15 protein-coding genes are annotated in these 21,701 nt (G+C 36.8%); 6 read left to right on the plus strand and 9 right to left on the minus strand.

The window, feature by feature from the left end; translation table 11 throughout:
• Positions 1–10: 10 nt before the first annotated feature.
• The 4 genes from AAGF08_RS12095 to AAGF08_RS12110 form a co-directional block, all read right to left on the minus strand.
• The gene (locus AAGF08_RS12095) at positions 11–3,163 is read right to left on the minus strand and encodes a VCBS repeat-containing protein (RefSeq protein WP_343511436.1); all 3,153 of its coding nucleotides are present in this window, start codon (positions 3,161–3,163) and stop codon (positions 11–13) included.
• A gap of 242 nt (positions 3,164–3,405) precedes the next feature.
• Positions 3,406–5,265 carry a RagB/SusD family nutrient uptake outer membrane protein gene (locus tag AAGF08_RS12100; protein WP_343511438.1) on the minus strand — a complete coding sequence of 620 codons (1,860 nt, stop codon included), beginning with the start codon at positions 5,263–5,265 and terminating at the stop codon, positions 3,406–3,408.
• 11 nt (positions 5,266–5,276) lie between these two features.
• On the minus strand, positions 5,277–8,429 hold the full coding sequence (locus tag AAGF08_RS12105; protein ID WP_343511439.1) for a TonB-dependent receptor: 3,153 nt from the start codon (positions 8,427–8,429) through the stop codon (positions 5,277–5,279).
• Between the two features lie 325 nt (positions 8,430–8,754).
• Positions 8,755–9,399 (minus strand): DUF3365 domain-containing protein, encoded by a 645-nt coding sequence (locus AAGF08_RS12110; RefSeq protein WP_343511440.1) that lies wholly within the window; start codon positions 9,397–9,399, stop codon positions 8,755–8,757.
• A gap of 158 nt (positions 9,400–9,557) precedes the next feature.
• Between AAGF08_RS12110 and AAGF08_RS12115 the strand changes: the two genes are divergently transcribed.
• Positions 9,558–12,368: a YCF48-related protein gene (locus AAGF08_RS12115; protein WP_343511441.1), complete on the plus strand. Its 2,811-nt coding sequence runs from the start codon at positions 9,558–9,560 to the stop codon at positions 12,366–12,368.
• 7 nt (positions 12,369–12,375) lie between these two features.
• On the opposite strand, the gene AAGF08_RS12120 is transcribed toward AAGF08_RS12115, so the two are convergent.
• Positions 12,376–12,906 (minus strand): GNAT family protein, encoded by a 531-nt coding sequence (locus tag AAGF08_RS12120; RefSeq protein ID WP_343511442.1) that lies wholly within the window; start codon positions 12,904–12,906, stop codon positions 12,376–12,378.
• Positions 12,907–12,991: 85 nt separating this feature from the next.
• Positions 12,992–14,068: a peptide chain release factor 1 gene (gene prfA, locus AAGF08_RS12125; protein ID WP_343511443.1), complete on the minus strand. Its 1,077-nt coding sequence runs from the start codon at positions 14,066–14,068 to the stop codon at positions 12,992–12,994.
• A gap of 113 nt (positions 14,069–14,181) precedes the next feature.
• Here prfA and AAGF08_RS12130 point away from each other — a divergent pair, with 113 nt between their 5' ends.
• Complete coding sequence (locus AAGF08_RS12130) at positions 14,182–14,406, plus strand: Kazal-type serine protease inhibitor family protein (RefSeq protein WP_343511444.1); 225 nt, start codon at positions 14,182–14,184, stop codon at positions 14,404–14,406.
• Positions 14,407–14,437: 31 nt separating this feature from the next.
• Here AAGF08_RS12130 and glmS read toward each other — a convergent pair whose 3' ends face one another.
• The 3 genes from glmS to AAGF08_RS12145 all read right to left on the minus strand — a co-directional run bounded on the left by glmS (position 14,438) and on the right by AAGF08_RS12145 (position 18,542).
• Positions 14,438–16,279 (minus strand): glutamine--fructose-6-phosphate transaminase (isomerizing), encoded by a 1,842-nt coding sequence (glmS, locus tag AAGF08_RS12135; RefSeq protein ID WP_343511446.1) that lies wholly within the window; start codon positions 16,277–16,279, stop codon positions 14,438–14,440.
• 120 nt (positions 16,280–16,399) lie between these two features.
• A complete protein-coding gene (locus AAGF08_RS12140; protein ID WP_343511448.1) occupies positions 16,400–17,770 on the minus strand; it encodes a DUF4270 family protein in 1,371 nt (456 codons plus the stop codon).
• Positions 17,730–18,542: a glycogen/starch synthase gene (locus tag AAGF08_RS12145; RefSeq protein WP_343511449.1), complete on the minus strand. Its 813-nt coding sequence runs from the start codon at positions 18,540–18,542 to the stop codon at positions 17,730–17,732. Before AAGF08_RS12145 ends, AAGF08_RS12140 begins: the two co-directional genes overlap by 41 nt.
• Before the next feature lie 130 nt (positions 18,543–18,672).
• Here AAGF08_RS12145 and panC point away from each other — a divergent pair, with 130 nt between their 5' ends.
• From panC to AAGF08_RS12165, 4 genes are read left to right on the plus strand one after another with little or no spacing between them, the layout of a single operon-like run.
• Complete coding sequence (gene panC, locus AAGF08_RS12150) at positions 18,673–19,521, plus strand: pantoate--beta-alanine ligase (protein WP_343511450.1); 849 nt, start codon at positions 18,673–18,675, stop codon at positions 19,519–19,521.
• Between the two features lie 21 nt (positions 19,522–19,542).
• Positions 19,543–19,890, plus strand: a complete 348-nt coding sequence (gene panD, locus AAGF08_RS12155) for an aspartate 1-decarboxylase (protein ID WP_343511451.1) — start codon at positions 19,543–19,545, stop codon at positions 19,888–19,890.
• Positions 19,890–20,894 (plus strand): lysylphosphatidylglycerol synthase transmembrane domain-containing protein, encoded by a 1,005-nt coding sequence (locus AAGF08_RS12160; RefSeq protein ID WP_343511452.1) that lies wholly within the window; start codon positions 19,890–19,892, stop codon positions 20,892–20,894. Before panD ends, AAGF08_RS12160 begins: the two co-directional genes overlap by 1 nt.
• A gap of 28 nt (positions 20,895–20,922) precedes the next feature.
• Positions 20,923–21,609, plus strand: a complete 687-nt coding sequence (locus tag AAGF08_RS12165; RefSeq protein WP_343511453.1) for a zinc metallopeptidase — start codon at positions 20,923–20,925, stop codon at positions 21,607–21,609.
• Positions 21,610–21,701 lie beyond the last annotated feature (92 nt).

Consider the following 21,701-nt stretch of genomic DNA (forward strand, 5'->3'; position numbering starts at 1 on the left):
TTAAAAACACTTAATCTTTTGACGAAAGGAAAGAATAGGATAAAACACCACTTCCTTTTACCAAAAAAAGCAATTTATTATCGATAACCTTGTGGTTTCTAATATCTCCTTTCAGTGATATGCCTGAAGCATTTTTGCTTTGATAGGTAAAATCACCTTTCCCATTTCCTAGAAAAACCATCACGTGATTTGCATCATATTTTCCATATCTGAGTTTAGTCTGATTCATATTACCTGCCAAAATCAGATCTTTGTTGCCATCACCATCTAAATCCCTAAAAACGCTGGTAAAGACCGGAGAAAATTGTGCCTGTAATGGTAAATTTTTCGCTTCATATTTACCACTAGGACTTCTTACAAATAGCGTTGTCTCAAGCTGATTTATGTAAATTTTTTCAGATCCTTCACGCTCCTCTTTTGTAAAAATATCATCTGTTTTAACAGATGCGAAAGATTTAAAATCCAGATATCTTTTCTTCAAAAAGTTAATCTGTCCTAATAATTCATCTCTACTTACAGTAGGATACCTTTCTAAACCTATATAAGAACTTAATATGGCATCAATTGATCCATTCCCATCAAAGTCCTTATAAAGTAATTCCGCTGGCTTTTCGTCAGAAACTTTCAATTGGGAATTTAAACCCAAATTTCCAGCTAAAATATCTAGGCTTCCATCCCCATTAAAATCTTCAATGGATAAATTATTCCAAAATCCTACTTCCAATTGATCAAAGTAATCAGAAGTTATATCTGTGATTTTCCCTTCTTTATTCCCAAATACCTGAATAGGCATAGCCTCTCCAGCTACAACAATTTCTTCATTACCATCTCCATCCAAATCAGCGACTTTGGCATCAGTTACCATTCCTAAATTTTTGAGTTCTGGCGCCAAAGCTTGAGTCTGGTCAGAAAACTGTCCATCCCCATCGTTAAGGAAGACTCTCGAACCGGGAGAAAGAGGATATTGACCTGGGATAATTCGCCCTCCTATAAATAAATCAAGCGCATCATCTCCATTTATATCAATTACCACTACAACTCCGGTAGAAATATTTTCAGTAGGCAATGCATCTATTTCTAAAGTAAACTTACCTTTTCCATCATTGAGGTATAATCTATCTCTTAGTTTCGGATCATTTTCTTGGAAATCATAAACCCCACCACTACTGACATAAAGATCTAAAAAACCATCTCCATTTGCATCAAATGCTATGGCATCAGAATCTTCCGAATTCCTTGCTTCTTGAAAAGCTGTTGAGTCGACTTTAGAAAAATTTCCTGATGAATTTTGGAAATATAGCCTACCACTTATACCTACACCTCCTCCTACAAATAAATCTATCTTACCATCTCCATTAAAATCCTGAGCTACCATTGCTTTGCCATTACCTGAAATAGCATTAGTTAAAAGTGGTTGTCTTTTAAAATCGTTAATGGTTCTTCCTCCAGGAATTGAAAGCTTAAATGAAGCTACAAGCAATTGGAAAGAGGAGGAATCATCCGAAGTAGAGTTCTTACTTGCTTCAGACTGGTTTAATTCCAAAAGTTGATTCGCCTGAATTTCCTTTTCCCTGGTCATGGTGCCATCTGGCCAAAAAACTATCAGGGAATCAATTTTCTTTTCACTACCTAGACCAAAATGTAAAATAGGAGTGACAGAAGACTGAAATCCTCTATGAATATTTTGCTCTAAAAATTGAATTTGGCCTTGATTATAAAGCTTTACAGAAGCACCAAGTGCAAGGGTATTTTTATCATCTCCAACTAATCTGATTTTGAGATAATTGGTTTGATCCTTTTCTACACTTTGGTTTTGATATAAAAAGGCTTTTAAATTTATGTTATTGATTATTAAATCCAAATCACCATCATTGTCAAGGTCTGAATAAGCCACGCCATTACTATTAGCTGGTTGGCTTAAACCCCAATCTTTTGTTACATTCTCAAAAGTCAGGTTATTATTATTTTTATAGATGTAATTAGTAAGATTGGAGGAAGGCATATTCTTTACCATGTTCAAAAGATCTTCTCTTTTCAATTTCCCTCCTGATGTCTGAACATAATTATCCATGTATTTGAGAAAATCCATGTTGTTATAATCTCTCAAATAACCATTACTGACGAATAAATCCTTCCAGCCATCATTATCAAAATCTGCAAATAGCGAAGCCCAACTCCAATCGGTATTTGAAATACCAGCAACTTGGCCAATCTCATAAAATGTTCCATCACCATTATTAATATGAAGCATATTTCTCATGTATTGATGATGAAATCCCTTTCTGACATTCAAGTCAAATATTTCATAATTATCGGGAGCTAATAGCAATTTTTGCCTTGTATTATCTTCTGGCATCATATCCAAAGTCATGATGTCCACAAGCCCGTCATTATTAATATCAGCAATATCATTACCCATGGAAAAATTAGAAACATGGTCAATCATTTCTAGAATTTGATCTTTAAAAGTACCGTCCTTTTGATTTATATATAGGTAATCTGGAATGGTATAATCGTTTCCAATATAAATATCAGGCCAACCATCTCTATTGATATCAGATATAGCAAGCCCCAAACCATAGGATAAACTTGAACTCGAAATTCCAGCCTCAAGAGTTATTTCAATAAATTTACTATCTCTGTTTTCAAAGAGTTGAGGTCCTGCTTCATGCTTTTCCTTGAGGGCTGATTTAGTCACTGCCTCATCTAATATTTGTGTTGATTTTGTATTATGATTTAAAAGAAAAAGATCAAGATCTCCATCTTTATCAAAGTCAAAAAAGCTTGCAGAGGTACTTGGTGCCCCAGAAGCAATTCCATATTCTTCTGCCATTTCTTTGAAAGTGGGGACACCTTGATCATTGTTTCCCTGATTGACAAAGAGTTCATTCTTTCTTTTTTCAGGAATTAAATTTCCAGAGTAACATAGATAAATATCCAGAAGATTATCACCATTTATATCCACCATGGTAACCCCTGTTTTCCAAGGTCCTGGTCTGCCTTGTGCACCAGATTGCTCTGTAATGTCCTGAAATTTTAACTCTCCTTTATTAAGGAAAAGCTTATTTCCAGACACATTGGCCGAAAAGTAAATATCCTCAAGTCCATCTCCATTCAAATCCCCTACGGCTACACCTCCACCATTATAGAGGTATTCATACATTAGTACGTTTAAATTAAGGGATTCATTTAAGGTATTCTGAAAATTAACTCCTGAGTAATTCGAATCTATAAGCTTAAAGAGTGGAGGAGTTGTGGGTTTGTCTGGTTTTTCGACTTCTGTTTTGTTAGAACAAGAAAAAAAAATTGAGAATGTTATTAAGGTAATGCAGGGTAATAATTTTTTCATAATAGAATTAAAGATCCGAGCCACCTTAATTTGGATGGCTCGGAAATTTAAGAAACTTATTCGAATCCAGGGTTCTGGATCAAATTTGTGTTTCGGTTTAATTCATCCCTTAAAATCGGGATATAATACATTTTATCTAACCAAGTTCTATTTTCTTTACCTGGATCGATTGGAACAACTTTGTATACATAATTATACAATTCTGGATCATATCTGTAAACTGATACAGATGCTCCAGGTTTCAATGTTCCTGTGATACTGATCGTATTGGCTTTTCTTCCCAAAGTCTCTTCAGCAATCATCCAACGACGCGCATCATGATATCTTTGTTCTTCATAAGCCATTTCGATTCTTCTTTCATTTCTGTATGCCTCAACAAGATCCTGACCAGTTGCAGTAATAGCCGGTTGACCAACTCGGAAACGAATTTGGTTTAACCAGTCTCTCGCTACATCTTCTTGACCAAGTTCGATAGAAGCTTCCACATAATTTAGAACAGCTTCTGTATATCTTAAGATTGGCCACGGAACTTCCTGCCAAGTATTCTGATCTACGATAGCTGGATCTGGATCAATGAATTTTCTCGCATAGTATCCTGTGTAGCTACCATTCCAATCCTCAATAGGGCTATTTCTAGTGTCCAAACCGAAGTGGGTTACTTTAGCTCCAGAAGCGTCAACTACCTCATAAGTACCAGTTTGGATTTGACCTAGTGGATCTCTTGGCTGATTTGCAGAAGATCTTGGTTTCCACTGAGCTCCATCATAAAGAATAGAAGCATAGAATCGAGCATCACGGTTTTCGTATGGATTTGCTGCATGCTCTGGGTTATTCCAGTCAAACTTAGATCCATCCATCATTTCGTAATCGTCAACCAATAACTGAACAGGACTATTTCCAGCCCAGTTGTTATAACCATTTGGACCATTAAATAAACCTTGGCGACCACCATTTTCTTGCTTCATATTGATGAAGTATCTAGCCATGATCAATTCATTCTCACCACCATTTCTGGAGAGGGAGTTATTGATATAGTTTTGAATACCTTCTTCATGAGAAACTGGTTCAGACAATCCATATAAATTACCTGAAGCTTTGTCAAGAACCGCCTTAGCAGCAGCCTGAGCTTGTTGCCATCTTTGTGTTCTATCTCCGCTTGGATAAGCTAGCAAATCTAAATCTGAAAATCCTGCAAGAAGTGAAGACTTAGCACTAGCAGTAGGTCCATCATGCAGATCACTAGCCGCGTAAAGTAATACTCTAGACTTCAATGCAAGTGCTGCTAATTCTGAAGCTCTACCAGCTGCCATAGATTTTCCAGCCAATAAGGAAGCAGAATCGTCTAAGTCAGAAACAATAAAATCTATTGTTTCAGCCCAAGTATTTCTTGGTGCTTCGTAGGTTTCTTCTCCAAGACCATAAGGTCTGTCAACTATTGGTACTCCACCATAGTATCTAGCCAATTGTTGGTAATAATAAGCTCTCATGAACTTAGCTTCGCCCAATAATCTGTCTACTATTCCTCCATCATTAGGAAATTGAGGCTCAGAAAGTTCTTCGATCGCAATATTAGCTCTTCTGATATAGCTATACATATTACCCCAAAAGATAGTGTTGTTTACCCATCCATCATCTGCAGAGTTAGTTCTTGCTTCAGTGATCGTTGTAATCCCACGACCTGGGTGCGTAAAGATGGCCTCGTCAGTAAGAGAAGCTAGCATCTGCTCATCAAAACCACCGTTTCCAAAACCTTGATAAATTCCAGTCACAAAAGCTTCTGCCAATGCTGGATCACTCCAAACAGCTGCCTGTGAAACTTCACCAAGAGGATCCGTATTTAAGAAATCACTATTACAGCTCAGCATGGTAAAACATGCTGTCAATACTATTATTAAATGTTTTAAGTTATTTTTCATGTTGTCAAGTTTTAGAATGAAACAGAAATACCAGTGTTGATAACTCTAGCTTGTGGATAATATTGACCAGTTGCATTGCTAGATTCTGGATCATAGACTTTTAACTTATCCCATGTCAATAAGTTTAAACCGTTCACATAAATTCTTGCATTTCTTACACCGATTTTTTCAGTAAGAGATACAGGTATATTATATCCAATTTCCAAGTTTTTCAATCTGATATAATCAGTTTTTCTAAACCAATAGGTATTCCCATTAGAATAGTACTGATCAGATCTGTTTGCAATTCTTGGGTCAGTGCTACTTGGATTATCGATTGTCCATCTGTTTTCATAAATATCTAACAAATAGTTACCAATATTTCCTGATTCACCAGCACTTACATACTGTCTAGCTCCCAATGCTCCTTGGAACAAGATTGCCAAATCGAAACCTTTCCAGTTTGCAGAGAAATTCAAACCTCCCTGGAAGGTTGGGATATTATTCTGATCCATCCTTACTCTATCATCAGGAGTAATTTTTCCATCTCCATTGTAATCTTCATACTTCATATCACCTGGACGCAAAGCATTAGTAATTGCTGTGTAATCTAAAGTTTCAGAATCTATATCCTGCTGATCTCTAAATACACCAGCATATTGATATACTAAGAAGGTATTCATTGGGCTTCCAGTAGATTGCTGCCATTCTGGTGCTCCTGGAGACTCATCCCAGAAAAGAATTTTGTTTTTAGCATAACCACCATTCAAACTAACAGAATATTGGAATTCTCCTTTTCCACCTCTTAATCCAAGATTCAAGTCAAATCCTTTATTTTCAACCTCTCCGATATTTTCTGCTGGTAAAGAAAGACCAGTACTTTGTGGAACTGAGGCATTTCTTTGCCAAAGGATATTTGTTCTTTTGTTGTAGAATAAATCGAATTCGAAGAACACCTTACCTTGTAAAAACTGACCCTCAAAACCCAAGTTAGAGTTGTTTGCTACCTCCCAGGTAACTGCCTCGTTTGGAACTCTAGTTTCAAAAAGTGTTTTAGTTTCTGCACCACCTATGATATAGGAACTAAACCCATAAGTTGACAAGAATTGATATTCAGCAATTTGATCATTACCTAGCTGTCCCCAAGAACCTCTAATTTTGAAGAAGTCAAAAGTACCACCAAGAGAATTTTTCCAGAAGTTTTCTTCAGAAACTACCCATCCTAACATGATACCAGGGAAGAAACCAAATCTAGTGTCTTCTGGGAAGATGTAGGAACCATCATTTCTCCAAAGGAATTCTGCAAGATATTTCTCCTTATAGTTATAAGCGACTCTACCAAAGTAGTTCAGACGAGCTCTATTAAAGGCGCCACCACCATTATCTTTTTGTAAATCACCACCAGCAAACATCTGATCGATAGCTGTGGAAATAAAGAATCTTCTATATGCATTGAAGTTATTTCCTTCAACAGTCTCTCTGTTCACACCAGCAACAACATTTAAGGTATGATCTTCTCCGAACTTTTTATCATAAGAGAAAACCCCTCCTAATAAGATATTCAATTGGTTGCTATTAGACTCCCTAAGTCTTGGCTCAGCAGGTCCTCTTTTACTAGGAACTAACACGGGAGTTACACCATCATCTTCAAAACCATTACCTAATTGGTATAGCGTCCATGGAATCTCCCATCTTTTGGTAGTTTGGATATACTTATCTATAGCCGCTGTACCTGTAAATTTCAATCCTTCTACTCCTGGTATCTTAATTTCTAAATTACCCGTAGTTTGAATATAGTCTCTCTTATCACGGTCATATCCAGTTTGGTTTGTAGTAATTACCACAGGGTTCTCTCCGTTTTCGATATCTGGTCCTGGTTTACCATTTGGCCAGTAAGCTGGCTGATTTGGCTTACCTCTCATCTGCATACGGAAGATAGCGCCAGCACCTCTAGTTGGGAAAAATCTATATTCCTCTCTAGCCAAAATACCAAGACCAACTTTCACATACTTATTAACATTAGCATCCAAGTTAATTCTGAAATCGTACTGCTTGTATCCAGTAGCAGCATTTTTATAATACGCATCTTGGTTTTGATATCCCAATGAAGTCAAATATTTCACATTGTCGCTACCACCAACCAATTGCAGGTTATATCTACTTTGAGGAGACCAGTTTTTCAAGGTCGCATCATACCAATCAGTATTTGGATAAAACCATGGATCAGAACCATTTCTATATAATTCTAATTCATCCGGAGAATAGGGAGCAGAACGAACTTGGCCGTTTGGTCTTGTATATTCACCAGTTTGCTTATAGGCTTCATTTGCTGCAGCCCATTCTGATGTAGGCAACGCATAAATATCCAAGTCATTTAGCATTTCAGCGTACTGAGCGGCATTTGCCAAATCAGGAACAACAGTAGGCTGTGCCCAACCTTGGTTGGCTTGGAATGTTAATTCAGGTGCACCAGTCGAACCTCTTTTGGTAGTCACAAGGATTACACCATTAGCAGCTCTTGAACCATAAATAGCAGCAGAAGCATCCTTCAATACAGAAATACTTTCAATATCGTTTGGATTCAATCTTTGCAATCCACCAGCTCTAGCAGGTATACCATCGATTACAACCAAGGCCTCATTGTTACCCAGCGTATTACTACCTCTAATACGAATTCCAGATCCATCATAGCCTGGCTCTCCACTTCTGTTCACTGCAACCACACCGGCCATACGACCAGCAAGTGAGTTGGATAAGTTCATTGCAGGAGACTTAACAAGATCCTGACCTTTTACAGTCGCAACAGAACCAGTAATGGTCTCTTTCTTTTGCTCTCCATAACCAACCACAATTACTTCTTCAAGTGATTTTGTGTCTGGCAAAAGTGTTAAATCAAAAGAATTCCGATCTCCAACTGGAACTTCAAGCGTCGTAAATCCGATAAATGATAAAACTAAAGTAGCGTCGGATCCACTTACATTTACATTAAATTTTCCGTCTATATCAGTTACAGTACCAACTGTGGTTCCTTTAACTAAAACGGAAACACCTGGAAGGGGCAAATTATCCTCCCCTGAAATCACGGTTCCAGACACCTCCCGGGTCTGTGCCATTACTGAGCCCATTATGCCCAGAAACATTAAAAATGTTAAGCCAAAAAGCTTAAATCGAGTAGAGTTTTTCATACACGGTCATTGGTTTGGGTTGCACTAATAAAATTAACTACTAAAATTGTCATTAAAACTAATCAATTTCTCACTGAATACTTTTTAATTCTGACTGTATTTCATCTTGTTCAATCGATTGCAATGCTTAAAAAAGGGCGTAAATTGTGTTTTTCTGCAAGGAGATAGGATAATCAAGGTAATAGAACTAACTCTTTTTTATTGAATCGAAAATCAATACCTGTTTCTGATTAATTATTATTAAAAAATGTTAACTTTTTTTAAATAATCCATAAATATTGGCGATTTTAAACATCATAAAAAAACATTCTACAAAATAAATGTGTTATAATCTGTTAACCACTTTTTTCTTAGGGATCCGTAAGGACCACATTCCTCGTAATTCACCTGCTTTATACCCTTTTGCCTTGTCTAATGGATAAAGTTCATCAAGTGCTTTCAGCACAGGGTCCGAAATTTCAGATCCCGGTTCGCCATGGCAATTCAAACAAATACCTCCAGGAAAAATAATGGCTTTAGTATATAAATAAACTTCTCCATTTTCAATTTTCTGGATATTGGGTTCGCTTTCCAGATTATTTTCTGAATTATACGTGTATGCATCCAAAATAGGGGATTCTTGAGAGTCAGGGAAATTAGTAGGATTTCTATTTTTGGTTGAAACTCTTCTTATTAAAATGCCCTCCAAATTATTAGTGAGCTGATTTGCATTTTCATTGCAGAATTCAATCGCATGAACTATCCCACCTTCTTCTATCGCTTTCTGAAGATTTGAAATCAATTTTTTTTGTGCTGAAGCACTGATAGAATCGCCCCAAATCATTGCTTCCTGAATAATTTCCGATTCAGTCAACCTCTTTACTTCCATGTTTTTATTTACCTCATCAAAGACCTCTTTCGACACCCTTTCTCTTGGCCCACATGAAATTATGAGAGCTGTCAATAAAATAAATGTGCTTCTGTTTTTCATATATTCCTGAATTCTACTGTATTATTAAAAGTACAAATCATAAATGGATTTTAGTTAATTCAATTAGAAATGTCAAGCTAAACCAAAAAGACATTTTTTACTTCACTTTGCTAAGAAAGGAATTAGCGTATTTTTGCTAAATAACTTGCATTAACTCTATGCGTAAGCCTTTTTTCTTATTTGCCATTTTTCTCTGTTGGGGTAATTTACTTTTTGGGCAAACTTGGCAACGAATGCAAAGTTGGGGGTTAGATCTCGAATCAATTACTTGGGTTAATAGCTCGTTAGGTTTTGCTGCTGGCGAAAACTTACTTATTAGGTCTTCAGATGGGGGAATTACCTGGCAAGAGTTGAATATTCCAAACATAAATCGCATAAATGAGATTAAATTTTGGAATGAGAATATAGGTTTAGCAGTAGGGGCCGGTGGAATAATTTTAAAAACAACAAATAGTGGAAATAATTGGAGTCTAATCAATAGCCCAACAAATTCTGATTTACAAAGTATATCGTTTTTTGATGAAAACAGCCTAATTATGGTTGGCGAATCAGGTGAAATACATAAATCTGTAGATTTTGGAATTTCTTGGAAGTCTATTACATCATCTGTTAATTCTTCCCTAAACGAGATTATAATTTTAAACCCGGAAAAAGGGTTTATAGTGGGAGATAACGGGACATTATTAATAACATCTGATGGCGGAGAAAACTTTTCCAAAATAAGTCTTCCAGTTAATAGCAACTTAAATTCCTTAGCTTTTTCGAGTGAATTAATTGGATATGCAGTGGGAGAATCAGGAGTAATTATCAAAACTGAAGATGAAGGAATCAATTGGTCAATTATTAATTCAGGGGTGAATGTCGAATTGAAAAAAATTGATATCAGTCCCATTGATCCGAGAATCCTTGTAAGTGTAGGTGATTTTGCGACATCAATAAAATCAACTAATTCTGGAGCTTCCTTTTCCAAGGCAAACCTTGGCGCAGGAAACACTAGAAATTTAATAGGCCTTGAATTTATACCGGGAACAAATCAAGTTACCGCAGTTGGACAAGATGGTTATTTAATTAGCTCCACCAATGCGGGAACAAGTTGGGTAACTAGGCTGGCTGGTTATAGAAACAACTTCAGTTCTCTTGATTTTAAATCTGATCGAGTTGGTTTTATTTCAGGATTAAATGGATCTCTTTACCTGACTTCAAATGGAGCCATGACTTTGATAGATAGATCTTTGCCAGAGAGCATGGATATATCTAACATTGATTTTTGGAATACCAATTTTGGATACGCTGCTGGTAAGGCCGGACAAATGTTTAGGACAGGAAATGCTGGAAGATCTTGGGTTTCTGTAGATGCAGAAACAACAAAAGATATTACCGGTTTTTACTTATTTGCACCCTCTGTCCTATATAATACAGGAACCAATGGATACATAGCAAGATCTTTTGATTCAGGAATTACCTGGGATTCTAATATTGCCACAAATACCACTGAAAATTTAAAAGATGTGACCTATTTTGATTTTCAGGTAGGTTTTGCAATTGGTGATAATGGACAAATAAGTTGGACGAATGGAGGAAATACTTGGGAAAACCTCCCCAAACTAACTAATCAAAACCTAAACTCACTTTCAAAGCTAGATTCTAGTACTGCCATAATTGTAGGGGATGGAGGGGTTATTTTAAAATCTTCAGATAAAGCACAGACTTGGCGATTAATTGACACGGAAATAACTGAAGATTTAAATTCAGTAGATTTCTGGGATGAAAATATTGGGATCATTGCAGGGGATAACGGCTTAACTCTCCAATCAAAAGATGGAGGAGAAACTTGGCTTCAGATAAAAACAGGTACCTCCAGAAAATTGAATTCTATCAGTATGGGAAATTCTTTGATCGCCTTTGCGGCTGGAGATGATGGAACACTTTTGAAATATAATTGTGTCACGCCTCCTGGTATCAGCGAAATTTCAGGCGAAACAAATGTCTGTTTAGGCCTATCTTCTTATAGCGTGGAAGATGCTGATATCTCTGGTTCCCAAATTGTCTGGAGAGTAGATGGAGGTGAAATAATCTCAGGTCATGGAACAAATTCTATTGACGTAAATTGGACAGACTCGGGAAGGCAAGGTGTTTTTGTAAGTCGACAAAATTTTTGCGGAAATGGTGAAACTTCGGCTTTGGAAGTAGAGGTACTATCAAAACCCGATGACGAAAAAGAAATCCAAGGACTCGGTTCTGTTTGTACTAATATGAACGAAACTTATTCTATACCAATGGAAGAAGGTGTGATCTATAATTGGATGATTGAGGGAGGAGAAATAATTTCCGGTCAAAGCAGTTCTGAAGTAATAATCCAATGGAACGAAGTTGGAGAAAAAACTATCACTGTAGTATTAGAAAACAAGTGTGGAGAATCTGCTCCCATCATCAAAAATATTAATGTTAATTCTCCTCCAGATCAACCCAGTTCAATTGCAGGAGATGACCAAGTAGGATTAGGAGAGTCCATTTATCAGATCGAAAATATAGAGGGAATTAATTATCATTGGGAGATCAGCGGTGATGGAGGAATAATCAATTCTGGCCAAGGCACAAATAAAGTTAGTGTTGAATGGTTGGTTGAAGGAGACTTCATTCTGAAAGTAACACCTCAAAACAATTGTAATATAGGCCTTCCAAGAGAGCTAGAAGTTAATGTGAATATTATTACAGGGATAGAGCCGAATTGGGATGAGACATTAAAAATATTCCCAAATCCTAGTCAAGGAACTTTAACTATATCATCCGAAAGCCTCGGTGATTATAGTGAAATGGTGATTTTCAATGCTTTTGGACAAGAGCTTCTAAAGAGAGATATAATGGAAGGTCAAACAGAAGTATTTATGACAGAACTTCCTAAAGGATTATTGTTAATCAGATTTCGAAATCAATCAAAGACGATTATTAAAAGAATAGTAATTAATTAGAATTTATTTAGAGATTCTGTTCTCCTCTTACTATTACATATTGGAATATATCGCCAATCACTCCATTTTTTATAAATCCCTTTTTCAAAATTGCTTCGGGAATGTAGCCGGCTTTTTCCAATACATTCATCGATTGGCCATTGAAGTCAAAAATCTGGGCATATAGCCTTTGGATGTCAAATTTCTCAAAAATGTATTTCGTGTAAAGTTTTACAGCCTCATTTGCTATACCTTTTCCCCAAAACGGTTCCCCAACCCAAAAACCCAGCTCCATGTTAGTCCTCAGTTCGTCTTTTCCTCTTTCTGCTCCAATTGCACCTGCCAATTTTCCCTCAAACTCAATAGCAAAATTTTGTGGCGGATTGAACTTCTGATTATGTTCTATCCAATGTCTTGCATCATGAATAGTGTAAGGTTGAGGAAAACTATCCCTCAGATTCATCGCAATTTTAGGATTGTTTGCAAGAGGGTAAAGCTGGTGAAAATGTGACTCGTTCCATGTCACTAAACTTATTTCTCTTTCTCCTGCGATATTCATAAAAGTCGTTTGATTTATTCTTCAAGATAATAGGCTTATCTCAAAAAAAATAAAATTGATAAGATTATTAACGCAAACATCCTGCCTATTCTTCCATTCCGGAAGATTGCATCTTCTCGAGGTTTTCCGCCATTCGCAATGCGGATATAAAATCCTCAATATGCCCATCCATAACATCAGGAAGATTGTAAACTGTTTTATTAATTCTATGATCTGTAACTCTGGACTGCGAATAATTATAAGTTCTGATTTTGTCAGACCTATCCCCACTTCCTACCATCGATCTTCGTTGAGCACCGACAGATTCATTATGCTTTGCCAGTTCGATCTCATAGATTCTTGATCGCAATACTTTCAATGCTTTCTCAAAGTTTTTAATCTGAGATTTTTCGTCTTGACAAGTCACTACCAATCCCGTCGGGGCATGCGTCAACCGAACTGCAGAATAAGTAGTATTTACAGATTGACCTCCTGGACCTGAAGAGCAGAAAGTATCTTTTCGTACATCATTCATATCCAAATTCACTTCTACTTCATCCATTTCAGGAAGGACCGCAACTGAGGCTGCGGAAGTATGGACTCGACCCTGTGATTCGGTCGCCGGAACTCTCTGAACTCTATGTACTCCAGATTCATATTTGAGCATACCATAGACATCAGCTCCAGAAACAGTGGCAATGATCTCTTTATAACCACCAGCAGATCCAAAAGTCAAATCCAGCACTGTCAATTTCCAGCCTTGCATTTCGCAAAAGCGTTCATACATCCTAAATAAATCACCAGCAAAAATTGCAGCTTCATCCCCGCCTGTTCCTCCGCGGATTTCCAATATACAATCCTTTGAATCATTTGGATCTTTAGGGATTAATAATTGCTTCAAATCAGCCTCCAAGACCTCTTTTCTTTCTTTTAATTCATCTATCTCGGCTTTCGCCATCTCTCTGAAATCTGGGTCTTTTTCTTTGTCAAGGATTTCTTTAGAGCTAGTTATATTTTGAAGAACTAATTTATATTCGTCATAAACCTTTACAATCTTTTCAAGGTCTTTATATTCTTTTGTGAGCTTAGCGTATTTATTCATATCTGCCATACTTTCTGGCAATACGATCAGTTGGCCAACCTCTTCAAATCGATCTTTTAGGGCTTGTAATTTATCCAGCATAATTTTTCTTTCGCTTTGCAAAAGTAGGGAATTTTATCGGTTGCCAGAAAATCAAAAAAAACTAAACGCATGTTGTTTTGTAGAAAATTATAATAACGATACGTTTATATGGCATGAAAAAAATACATCTATTTCATCTTTTATTTGGCATCCTTTTCATTGCTGGTTGCGAAAATGAAGAACCAATTAAAAGCTGCATTTATCCTGAAAAAATCAGGTCAGGTGCCTGTACTTTAGAATATATGCCAGTCTGTGGTTGCGATGGCAAAACTTACGGAAATGCTTGTGAAGCAGATTTAGCAGGTCTTACTTCTTGGGAAGAAGGCGCTTGTAATTAAAAAAGGCTGCCCTTAAGTGACAGCCTTTTAATTATTCTACCGTTACAGATTTCGCAAGGTTTCGTGGTTGATCCACGTTACAATTTCTCATGACTGCGATATGGTAGGAGAGTAATTGTAAAGGAACTACTGCTACCAACGGAACAAAAGCTTCATGGATTGCAGGTATTTCTATCACATGATCTGCCATTCCTTTCACAGTGGTATCACCTTCGGTCACTACTGCTATAACCTTTCCTTTTCTAGCTTTCACTTCTTGAATATTACTAACTACTTTTTCATAAGAACTATCTTGAGTAGCTATAAATATTACTGGCATTTCCTCATCAATAAGAGCGATAGGCCCATGCTTCATTTCAGCGGCAGGGTAACCTTCTGCATGGATATAAGAAATTTCTTTAAGCTTTAAAGCCCCTTCTAAGGCGACTGGAAAATTATATCCTCTTCCCAAATACAAGGCATTTCGAACATCCTTATATTCACTGGCAATGTATTTTATGGCTTCATTCGATTTTAAGGCCTTTTCCACTTTTGATGGTACAGAAGCCAACTCATGAAGTAATTGAATATATCTACTTTCTGGAAGCGTGCCTCTTTGATACCCTAACTTTAATGCCATCATAGCCAAGACAGAAATCTGAGCGGTAAAAGCTTTCGTTGATGCAACACCGATTTCAGGACCTGCGTGGGTGTATGATCCGGCATGAGTAGCTCTTGGAATTGAAGATCCTACCACATTACAAACTCCAAAAATGGTGGCTCCTTTTGACTTTGCAAGTTCAATTGCTGCAAGTGTATCTGCAGTTTCACCCGATTGTGAAATTGCAATGACAAAATCTTTTTCACTAATAACAGGATTCCTATATCTGAATTCCGAGGCATATTCAACTTCAACGGGAACCCTTGCAAATTCTTCAAAAAGATATTCTGCAACTAAACCAGCGTGCCATGAAGTACCGCAAGCAGTGATGATGATTCTTTCAGCATTTTGGAATTTATTCATATAATCCCTCAAACCACCTAAAACTAATCTACCCGATTTGGCATCCAGTCTTCCCCTGAGGCAATCTGCAATTGATTTAGGCTGCTCATAAATTTCCTTGAGCATAAAATGCTCGTAACCACCCTTTTCTATTGCTTCTAATTCCAGTTCAAGTTGATTGATATAAGGGTTAGTTTCAACATTTTCAATCGTTTTAACCTGAAGCCTATTATTCCTGATTACAGCAATTTCATAATCATCCAAGTAAACTACCTTATTGGTATATTCAATAATTGGAGTAGCATCAGAAGCTAAAAAATATTCATCCTCGCCAACACCTATCACAAGAGGAGATCCTTTCCTTGCAGCAATCAAAGTGTCTGGTTCATCTTTGTTTATCAATACTATCGCATATGCACCTACCACTTTATGGAGTGCCAATCTGAGAGCTTCTTCTAAACTGCAATCATTATTTGCATAAATATCTTCTATGAACTTAATGAACACCTCTGTATCAGTATCACTTTGGAAATGATATCCTTTCTTTTCTAAGTCCTTTTTTAATACCTCATAATTTTCAATGATTCCGTTGTGAATTATTGCCAAGTGCTCAGAAGAGGAATAATGCGGATGTGCATTGACATCATTCGGCTCCCCGTGTGTTGCCCATCTTGTATGACCAATCCCAATCTTAGATTTTAGGTTTCCACCTGCTTCCAAATACTTCTCTAATTCAGAAACTTTCCCCTTCCTTTTATAAATACTAAGTCCGCTTTCATCCAGAAGGGCAACTCCAGCACTATCATAACCTCGGTATTCTAATCTTCTGAGACCTTTGATAATTATAGGTAAAGCTTCTTGCTGTCCTACGTACGCTACAATTCCACACATATTGAAAAATTCTTAATTGATTTTAAAACTTACGCAAATAAACAGCAATCGTACCAAAAAAAATAGCCTACTTCCTAAAAATTAAAAAGTAGACTAATGTCAATTTATTTAAATGTCTTATTATCTAATTTTCGAATAAATGACTTGCACCTTAACTTTATCGGTACCCACTTTAAATTGTCTCATAGACTGTCTAAAAGGGTCATTATTAGTTCCAAGACGGCTACTAATATATCCTCCATAAAGTAACCAATCCTTTCTAATTAATTTACCGCGAAAGATAGCATTAACATGAGATGTGATTAATTGGCTGTATGTATTACTTTCAGAATCAAAGTTTAAAGAAGCAGGAGCAGTTACATTGGGCACTTCATCTCCATCATCATTGATAAAAACTTGAGACTGCCCATCAGCTTGTACCGTAAAATATACCGAACCCCTACTTTCTAAGAAAGAGTTACTATCGTCAGTAAAATAGATTGACAAAGCCTGTGGTGGATTCTGACCTTCAGAGCGTGATTCAATTTCTCCAATCGATAAATTAACTTGATTGAAGGTAATTCCGGAAAGTGTGTCCAAAAAGGCGTCTAATGGACTAGTATCTAGTTTGATTACCATACCCAAACCAGATTTTAGACCTACCATGGTACCGGTAGAATAATTTTCACCTGGCTCAGTGACTATACTTGTGGGAGTACCCGATCGATCACTCTCAATTCCGCTAAAATACCGAGATGAGGTTGTATTTATCTCGTATAAAGTAGAGCTAGTATCTCCGGCATAGTGGTAATAGGTAGCTATCCTTGTATTCTCTCCTAACTCAATTTGCAGCGAAGTATTATCCCCTTCTCTGCCCTTAAAGGCCATACCTGGCAAGTATTCTCGAAATTTAAAGAGATCCTCAAATTCTAATCCTCTTTTAATTTTACCGAAAAGCTCTTCTCTAAATTCCTCTGTTATCTTTAGCGAAACAATAGTATCTTGAACGACATCATAAATAAACTCACCAGAGGCAATAGGCTCAGATTCATACTGAAGTCTATCAAAATTATAGTAAGCTGTATCTAAAATTTGCTCAGAAAGTCTATGAATTGATAAATACTTTGGTTCATCCAAATCGGAACCATTCACTCCTATGATCTCCACATCAAATAGCATGGAGTCAAGAAAAGCTTCAGATTCGGGTCTTTCATCCGAAATATCTATATACAACCTTGAATAACCTGTTCCTTCGGTTTTACCAAAATAGCTGTCCTCTTCCACCCCAACTATCAAGTTTCCTTTGTTGGTAGTATTAAACGAATCCAATAACACAACCTCAGCAGAGAACTCAATGTCCTGGAAAAACACACCAATTTGGTTATTTTCCGGAGCAAGTTCTATACCTACTGTGGCAGGGTCACTACAAGAATTTGTTAGAATAATGGACAAGAGGGCCAAAAAGGCCAATTTAACCGGCGAGACTTGTGTATATGCCGTAGAGCTCTTCATGAGCCTGTTCTTCTGCTTCGATGCTGATTTCAAACTTCTTGTCTTTTGAGAAATCCTCTATTAGTTGGTTCAATTTATCTGAAACTTCTCCACCTTTAACAACCATGTCTGCGTACTGCATACCCATGCTTATAAAGCCTTCAAAGTCTTTGCTTTTCAAAGGTGCTAAAATTGTGTCATCTATGTCCACCATCTTAACCTTGTTTAACAAATCATCGCCAAAGGTATGAGAAAATCCGTTGTTATATATCGCAAATACTGATTTAGTATCTTTGAATAAAGGCTCATTTTTGTAAGTTGTTTTCAAATACATCGGTATCAAGCTGGTCATCCAGTCGTTACAATGTACAATATCTGGAGCCCAACCTAATTTTTTTACAGTTTCGATTACACCCTTGCAGAAGAAAATGGCACGCTCGTCATTATCTTCATAAAATTTCTGATGCTTATCGTGGAAAACACTCTTACGCTGGAAGTAGTCCTCGTTATCGATAAAATAAACTTGAAGTTTTGCGTTTGGAATAGATGCAACCTTTATGACTAAGGGCTTTTCTTCTTCGCCTACTGCAATATTGATTCCTGAAAGACGGACTACTTCATGTAATCTGTTTTTTCTTTCGTTAATCAATCCGAATCTTGGAACCAAAATACGAATTTCCATACCTCTCTCTTGCATAGCTTGAGGAAGAGATCTTAAGAAATTTGCTACTTCGGAAGTTTGGAGAAAGGGGTTGATTTCACTGGCAACGTAGAGAATACGTAGTTTTGACATGCTCTTTGGATTTTAGCGTTATTAGGTGATAAACAACGGCACAAAGATAATAAAAAAAGGCTTAAAAGCCTTGTTTTTCTAAATATTAATCTAGTTTTGCTGCTATTTACCTATTAAACACCCTTATCCTGTGCAGGTATTCAATCATGGGGCCGAATGGCAAAAAAAATGGCTCCAGGCTCTAAAAACGGATAAAACAATAGGTTTTGTCCCAACAATGGGGGCTCTTCATGAGGGGCATTTAGAGCTCATTCGAGCTTCTAAAAAATCAACTGATCTTACAGTAGTTTCTATCTTTGTTAATCCAATTCAATTCAACAATCAAGAAGATTTTGATAAATACCCCGTTTTAACAACTCAAGATTTGAAATTGCTTCAAAAGGAAAACGTTGATTTCGTTTTTCTGCCAAACCAGGAAGCAATTTATCCTAAAAAGCCAATTATAAATCTTGATTTTGGGTATTTAGAGCGTGTCCTTGAAGGAAAATTTAGACCTGGCCATTTTAGCGGAGTGGGAATTATTGTTTCTAAACTCTTTAATATTATACGACCAGACATTGCCTTTTTTGGACAAAAAGACTTACAACAAGTAGCTGTAATAAAAAAAGTAGTCGGAGATTTATCATTCCCATTAAAGGTTAATATTGTGGCTACCGTTAGAGAAAAAGATGGCTTGGCGTTATCTTCCAGAAATATGCGACTTTCTACTCAAGAGAGGCGAAAAGCTTTAATTCTTTTTAACAATCTTGAATTTGCGAAAAATGAACTTTTATCCGGTAAGAATTGGTTGGCAATTCGAAAACAAATCATGCTTGCATTTGAGGCTGAACCTTTAGCAAAGTTGGATTATTTTGAACTTGTTCACCCGGAAACATTTCAGATATATCAGGAATTTGACCGCAGTGAAAAGTCATTCATTTGCGTGGCTTCATTTATTGGAAATGTCAGATTAATAGACAACCTTCCAATAATTCCTTAATTTTGCGGCAAATTTCTAACGATGCAAATTCAGGTATTAAAGTCTAAAATTCACAGAGTTAAAATTACGCAGGCAGAACTTAATTATGTGGGATCTATCACAATTGATAAAGACCTAATGGACGCTGCGAATCTTATTGAAAATGAGAAGGTTCAAATAGTGAATGTAAATAACGGTGAACGACTGGAAACTTATGTAATTACTGGCGAAAGAGGATCTGGCCAGGTATGTCTCAATGGACCAGCAGCTAGAAAAGCACAAGTTGGAGATGTGGTAATTATCATATCTTATGCAGGAATGGAGATGGAAGAAGCGAAAAATCATAAACCTGTTCTAATTTTTCCTGATGATAGAAATAAAATTATTTGATGAATAATCAAAAACTTAAACAATGGATCCAGGTTGCAATTTCTTTGGCGATTGCTGTCTGGATCTTTTGGTATTTATATAAAGATATAGCAATCGATAGTCTTATAGATCAAATCAAAACCAGCAATTGGGTTTGGATTGGAGCTTCTATCTTTATTTCATTTTTCGGGTATTTCTTACGTGGTTGGAGATGGACCTTATTGATTCAATCAGAAGAAGGGGAAAAAGTAAGGCCTAATCGCGCTTACCATGCCACTATGATAGGATATCTTGCTAACCTGGTTGTCCCAAGAGCTGGAGAAGTCGCAAAATGCGGCGTGTTAACCAGGACTAATGGTATATCGCTGGGACACTTACTTGGAACGGTTATATTAGAAAGAAGTGTCGATTTACTTTGTTTGGTGGGGACTATTTTTTTGGCTTTCATTTTAGAAAACACTTTATTTCTTGAGCTAGCAGGGCAACTAGTCAATACCGAAACCCTACTTAACAGCTTAAAATCAAACCTTCCTATTGCAATTGGCATTTTAGTTATAACAATTATTTTTATCCGGTTCTTACTGAAGAGGTTTAGAGATAATGGCTTGATTAATAAGATTCAGCATTTTTTCAGAGAAATCGGGGGAGGACTAAAAAGAATCAACAAAATGGAGAACCCAATTGGATTCTGGGGTAGTTCAATTTTGATGTGGATCATTTACTTTCTTACCATGTATACAGTTTCACTAGGAATCGAAAGCACTGCCAATTTGTCTTCAGGAGAAGTTCTTTTAGTCATGGTGATGGGCAGTATTGGCATGGTAGCCCCGGTTCAAGGGGGTATCGGTACCTTCCACGCACTTGTGGCCTTTATTTTGATCCAATTTGGAGTGAGTGAAGTTGACGGTAAAATATTTGCAGCTATTATTCATGGGACTCAGTTAATTCTTGTTCTAATACTGGGTATCATAAGTTGGTTAGTAATGATGAAATTACCAACTTGGAAACAACCTGAACAAGCTTAAATCGTTATAAAAAGCAAACTAATAAACTATGATTATCCTAATTGTTATCGTCTTTGCAATCGCTGGCTTTGCAGTCAGCAGCAAATTGAAGAGCAAATTCAAAAAATATTCTCAGACCGCCCTAAAGGCAAACTTATCAGGTGCTGAGATTGCCAAGTTAATGCTGGCAGACAATAATATCCATGATGTTCAAGTGGTTTGTGTGGAAGGTCAACTTACCGACCACTATAATCCTGCTAATAAAACTGTGAATCTAAGTCCAGATGTTTTTTATGGAAGAAATGCTGCCGCTGCAGCAGTTGCCTCTCACGAATGCGGTCATGCGGTTCAGCATGCAACTTCTTATGCTTGGCTAAATGTTAGATCTACTTTAGTCCCTATTCAAAATAGTGCAAGCAAGATTTTGAATATTGTATTGATAGCCTCCTTATTTGGTGGCTTTGCTCTAGGCTTACCTGTTCCTTTTATAGGCTATATCATTGTAGGTTCTTATTCAGTAATTACGCTTTTCACAATTGTAACTTTGCCGGTGGAGTTTGACGCGAGTAGTAGGGCATTAGCTTGGGTGAAAACGAGAGATATCGTTAATTCCTCTGAATATGAAATGTCTAAAGATGCCTTAAAATGGGCAGCAATGACATATGTGGTTGCAGCTTTAGCCTCAATTACCACTTTGGCGTATTATATTATGGTCTTTTTTGGTGGAAGAGATTGATCCAGATCAAATAAGAAATTTGAAGAGGGGCAAGCTTTTGCCCCTCTTCTTTTTTTGGTATATCTTCCATCCAATAATTTATATCTGACAAT

This window comes from Algoriphagus sp. SE2 (assembly GCF_039563885.1).
In the GTDB taxonomy this organism is placed as follows: Bacteria; Bacteroidota; Bacteroidia; order Cytophagales; family Cyclobacteriaceae; genus Algoriphagus.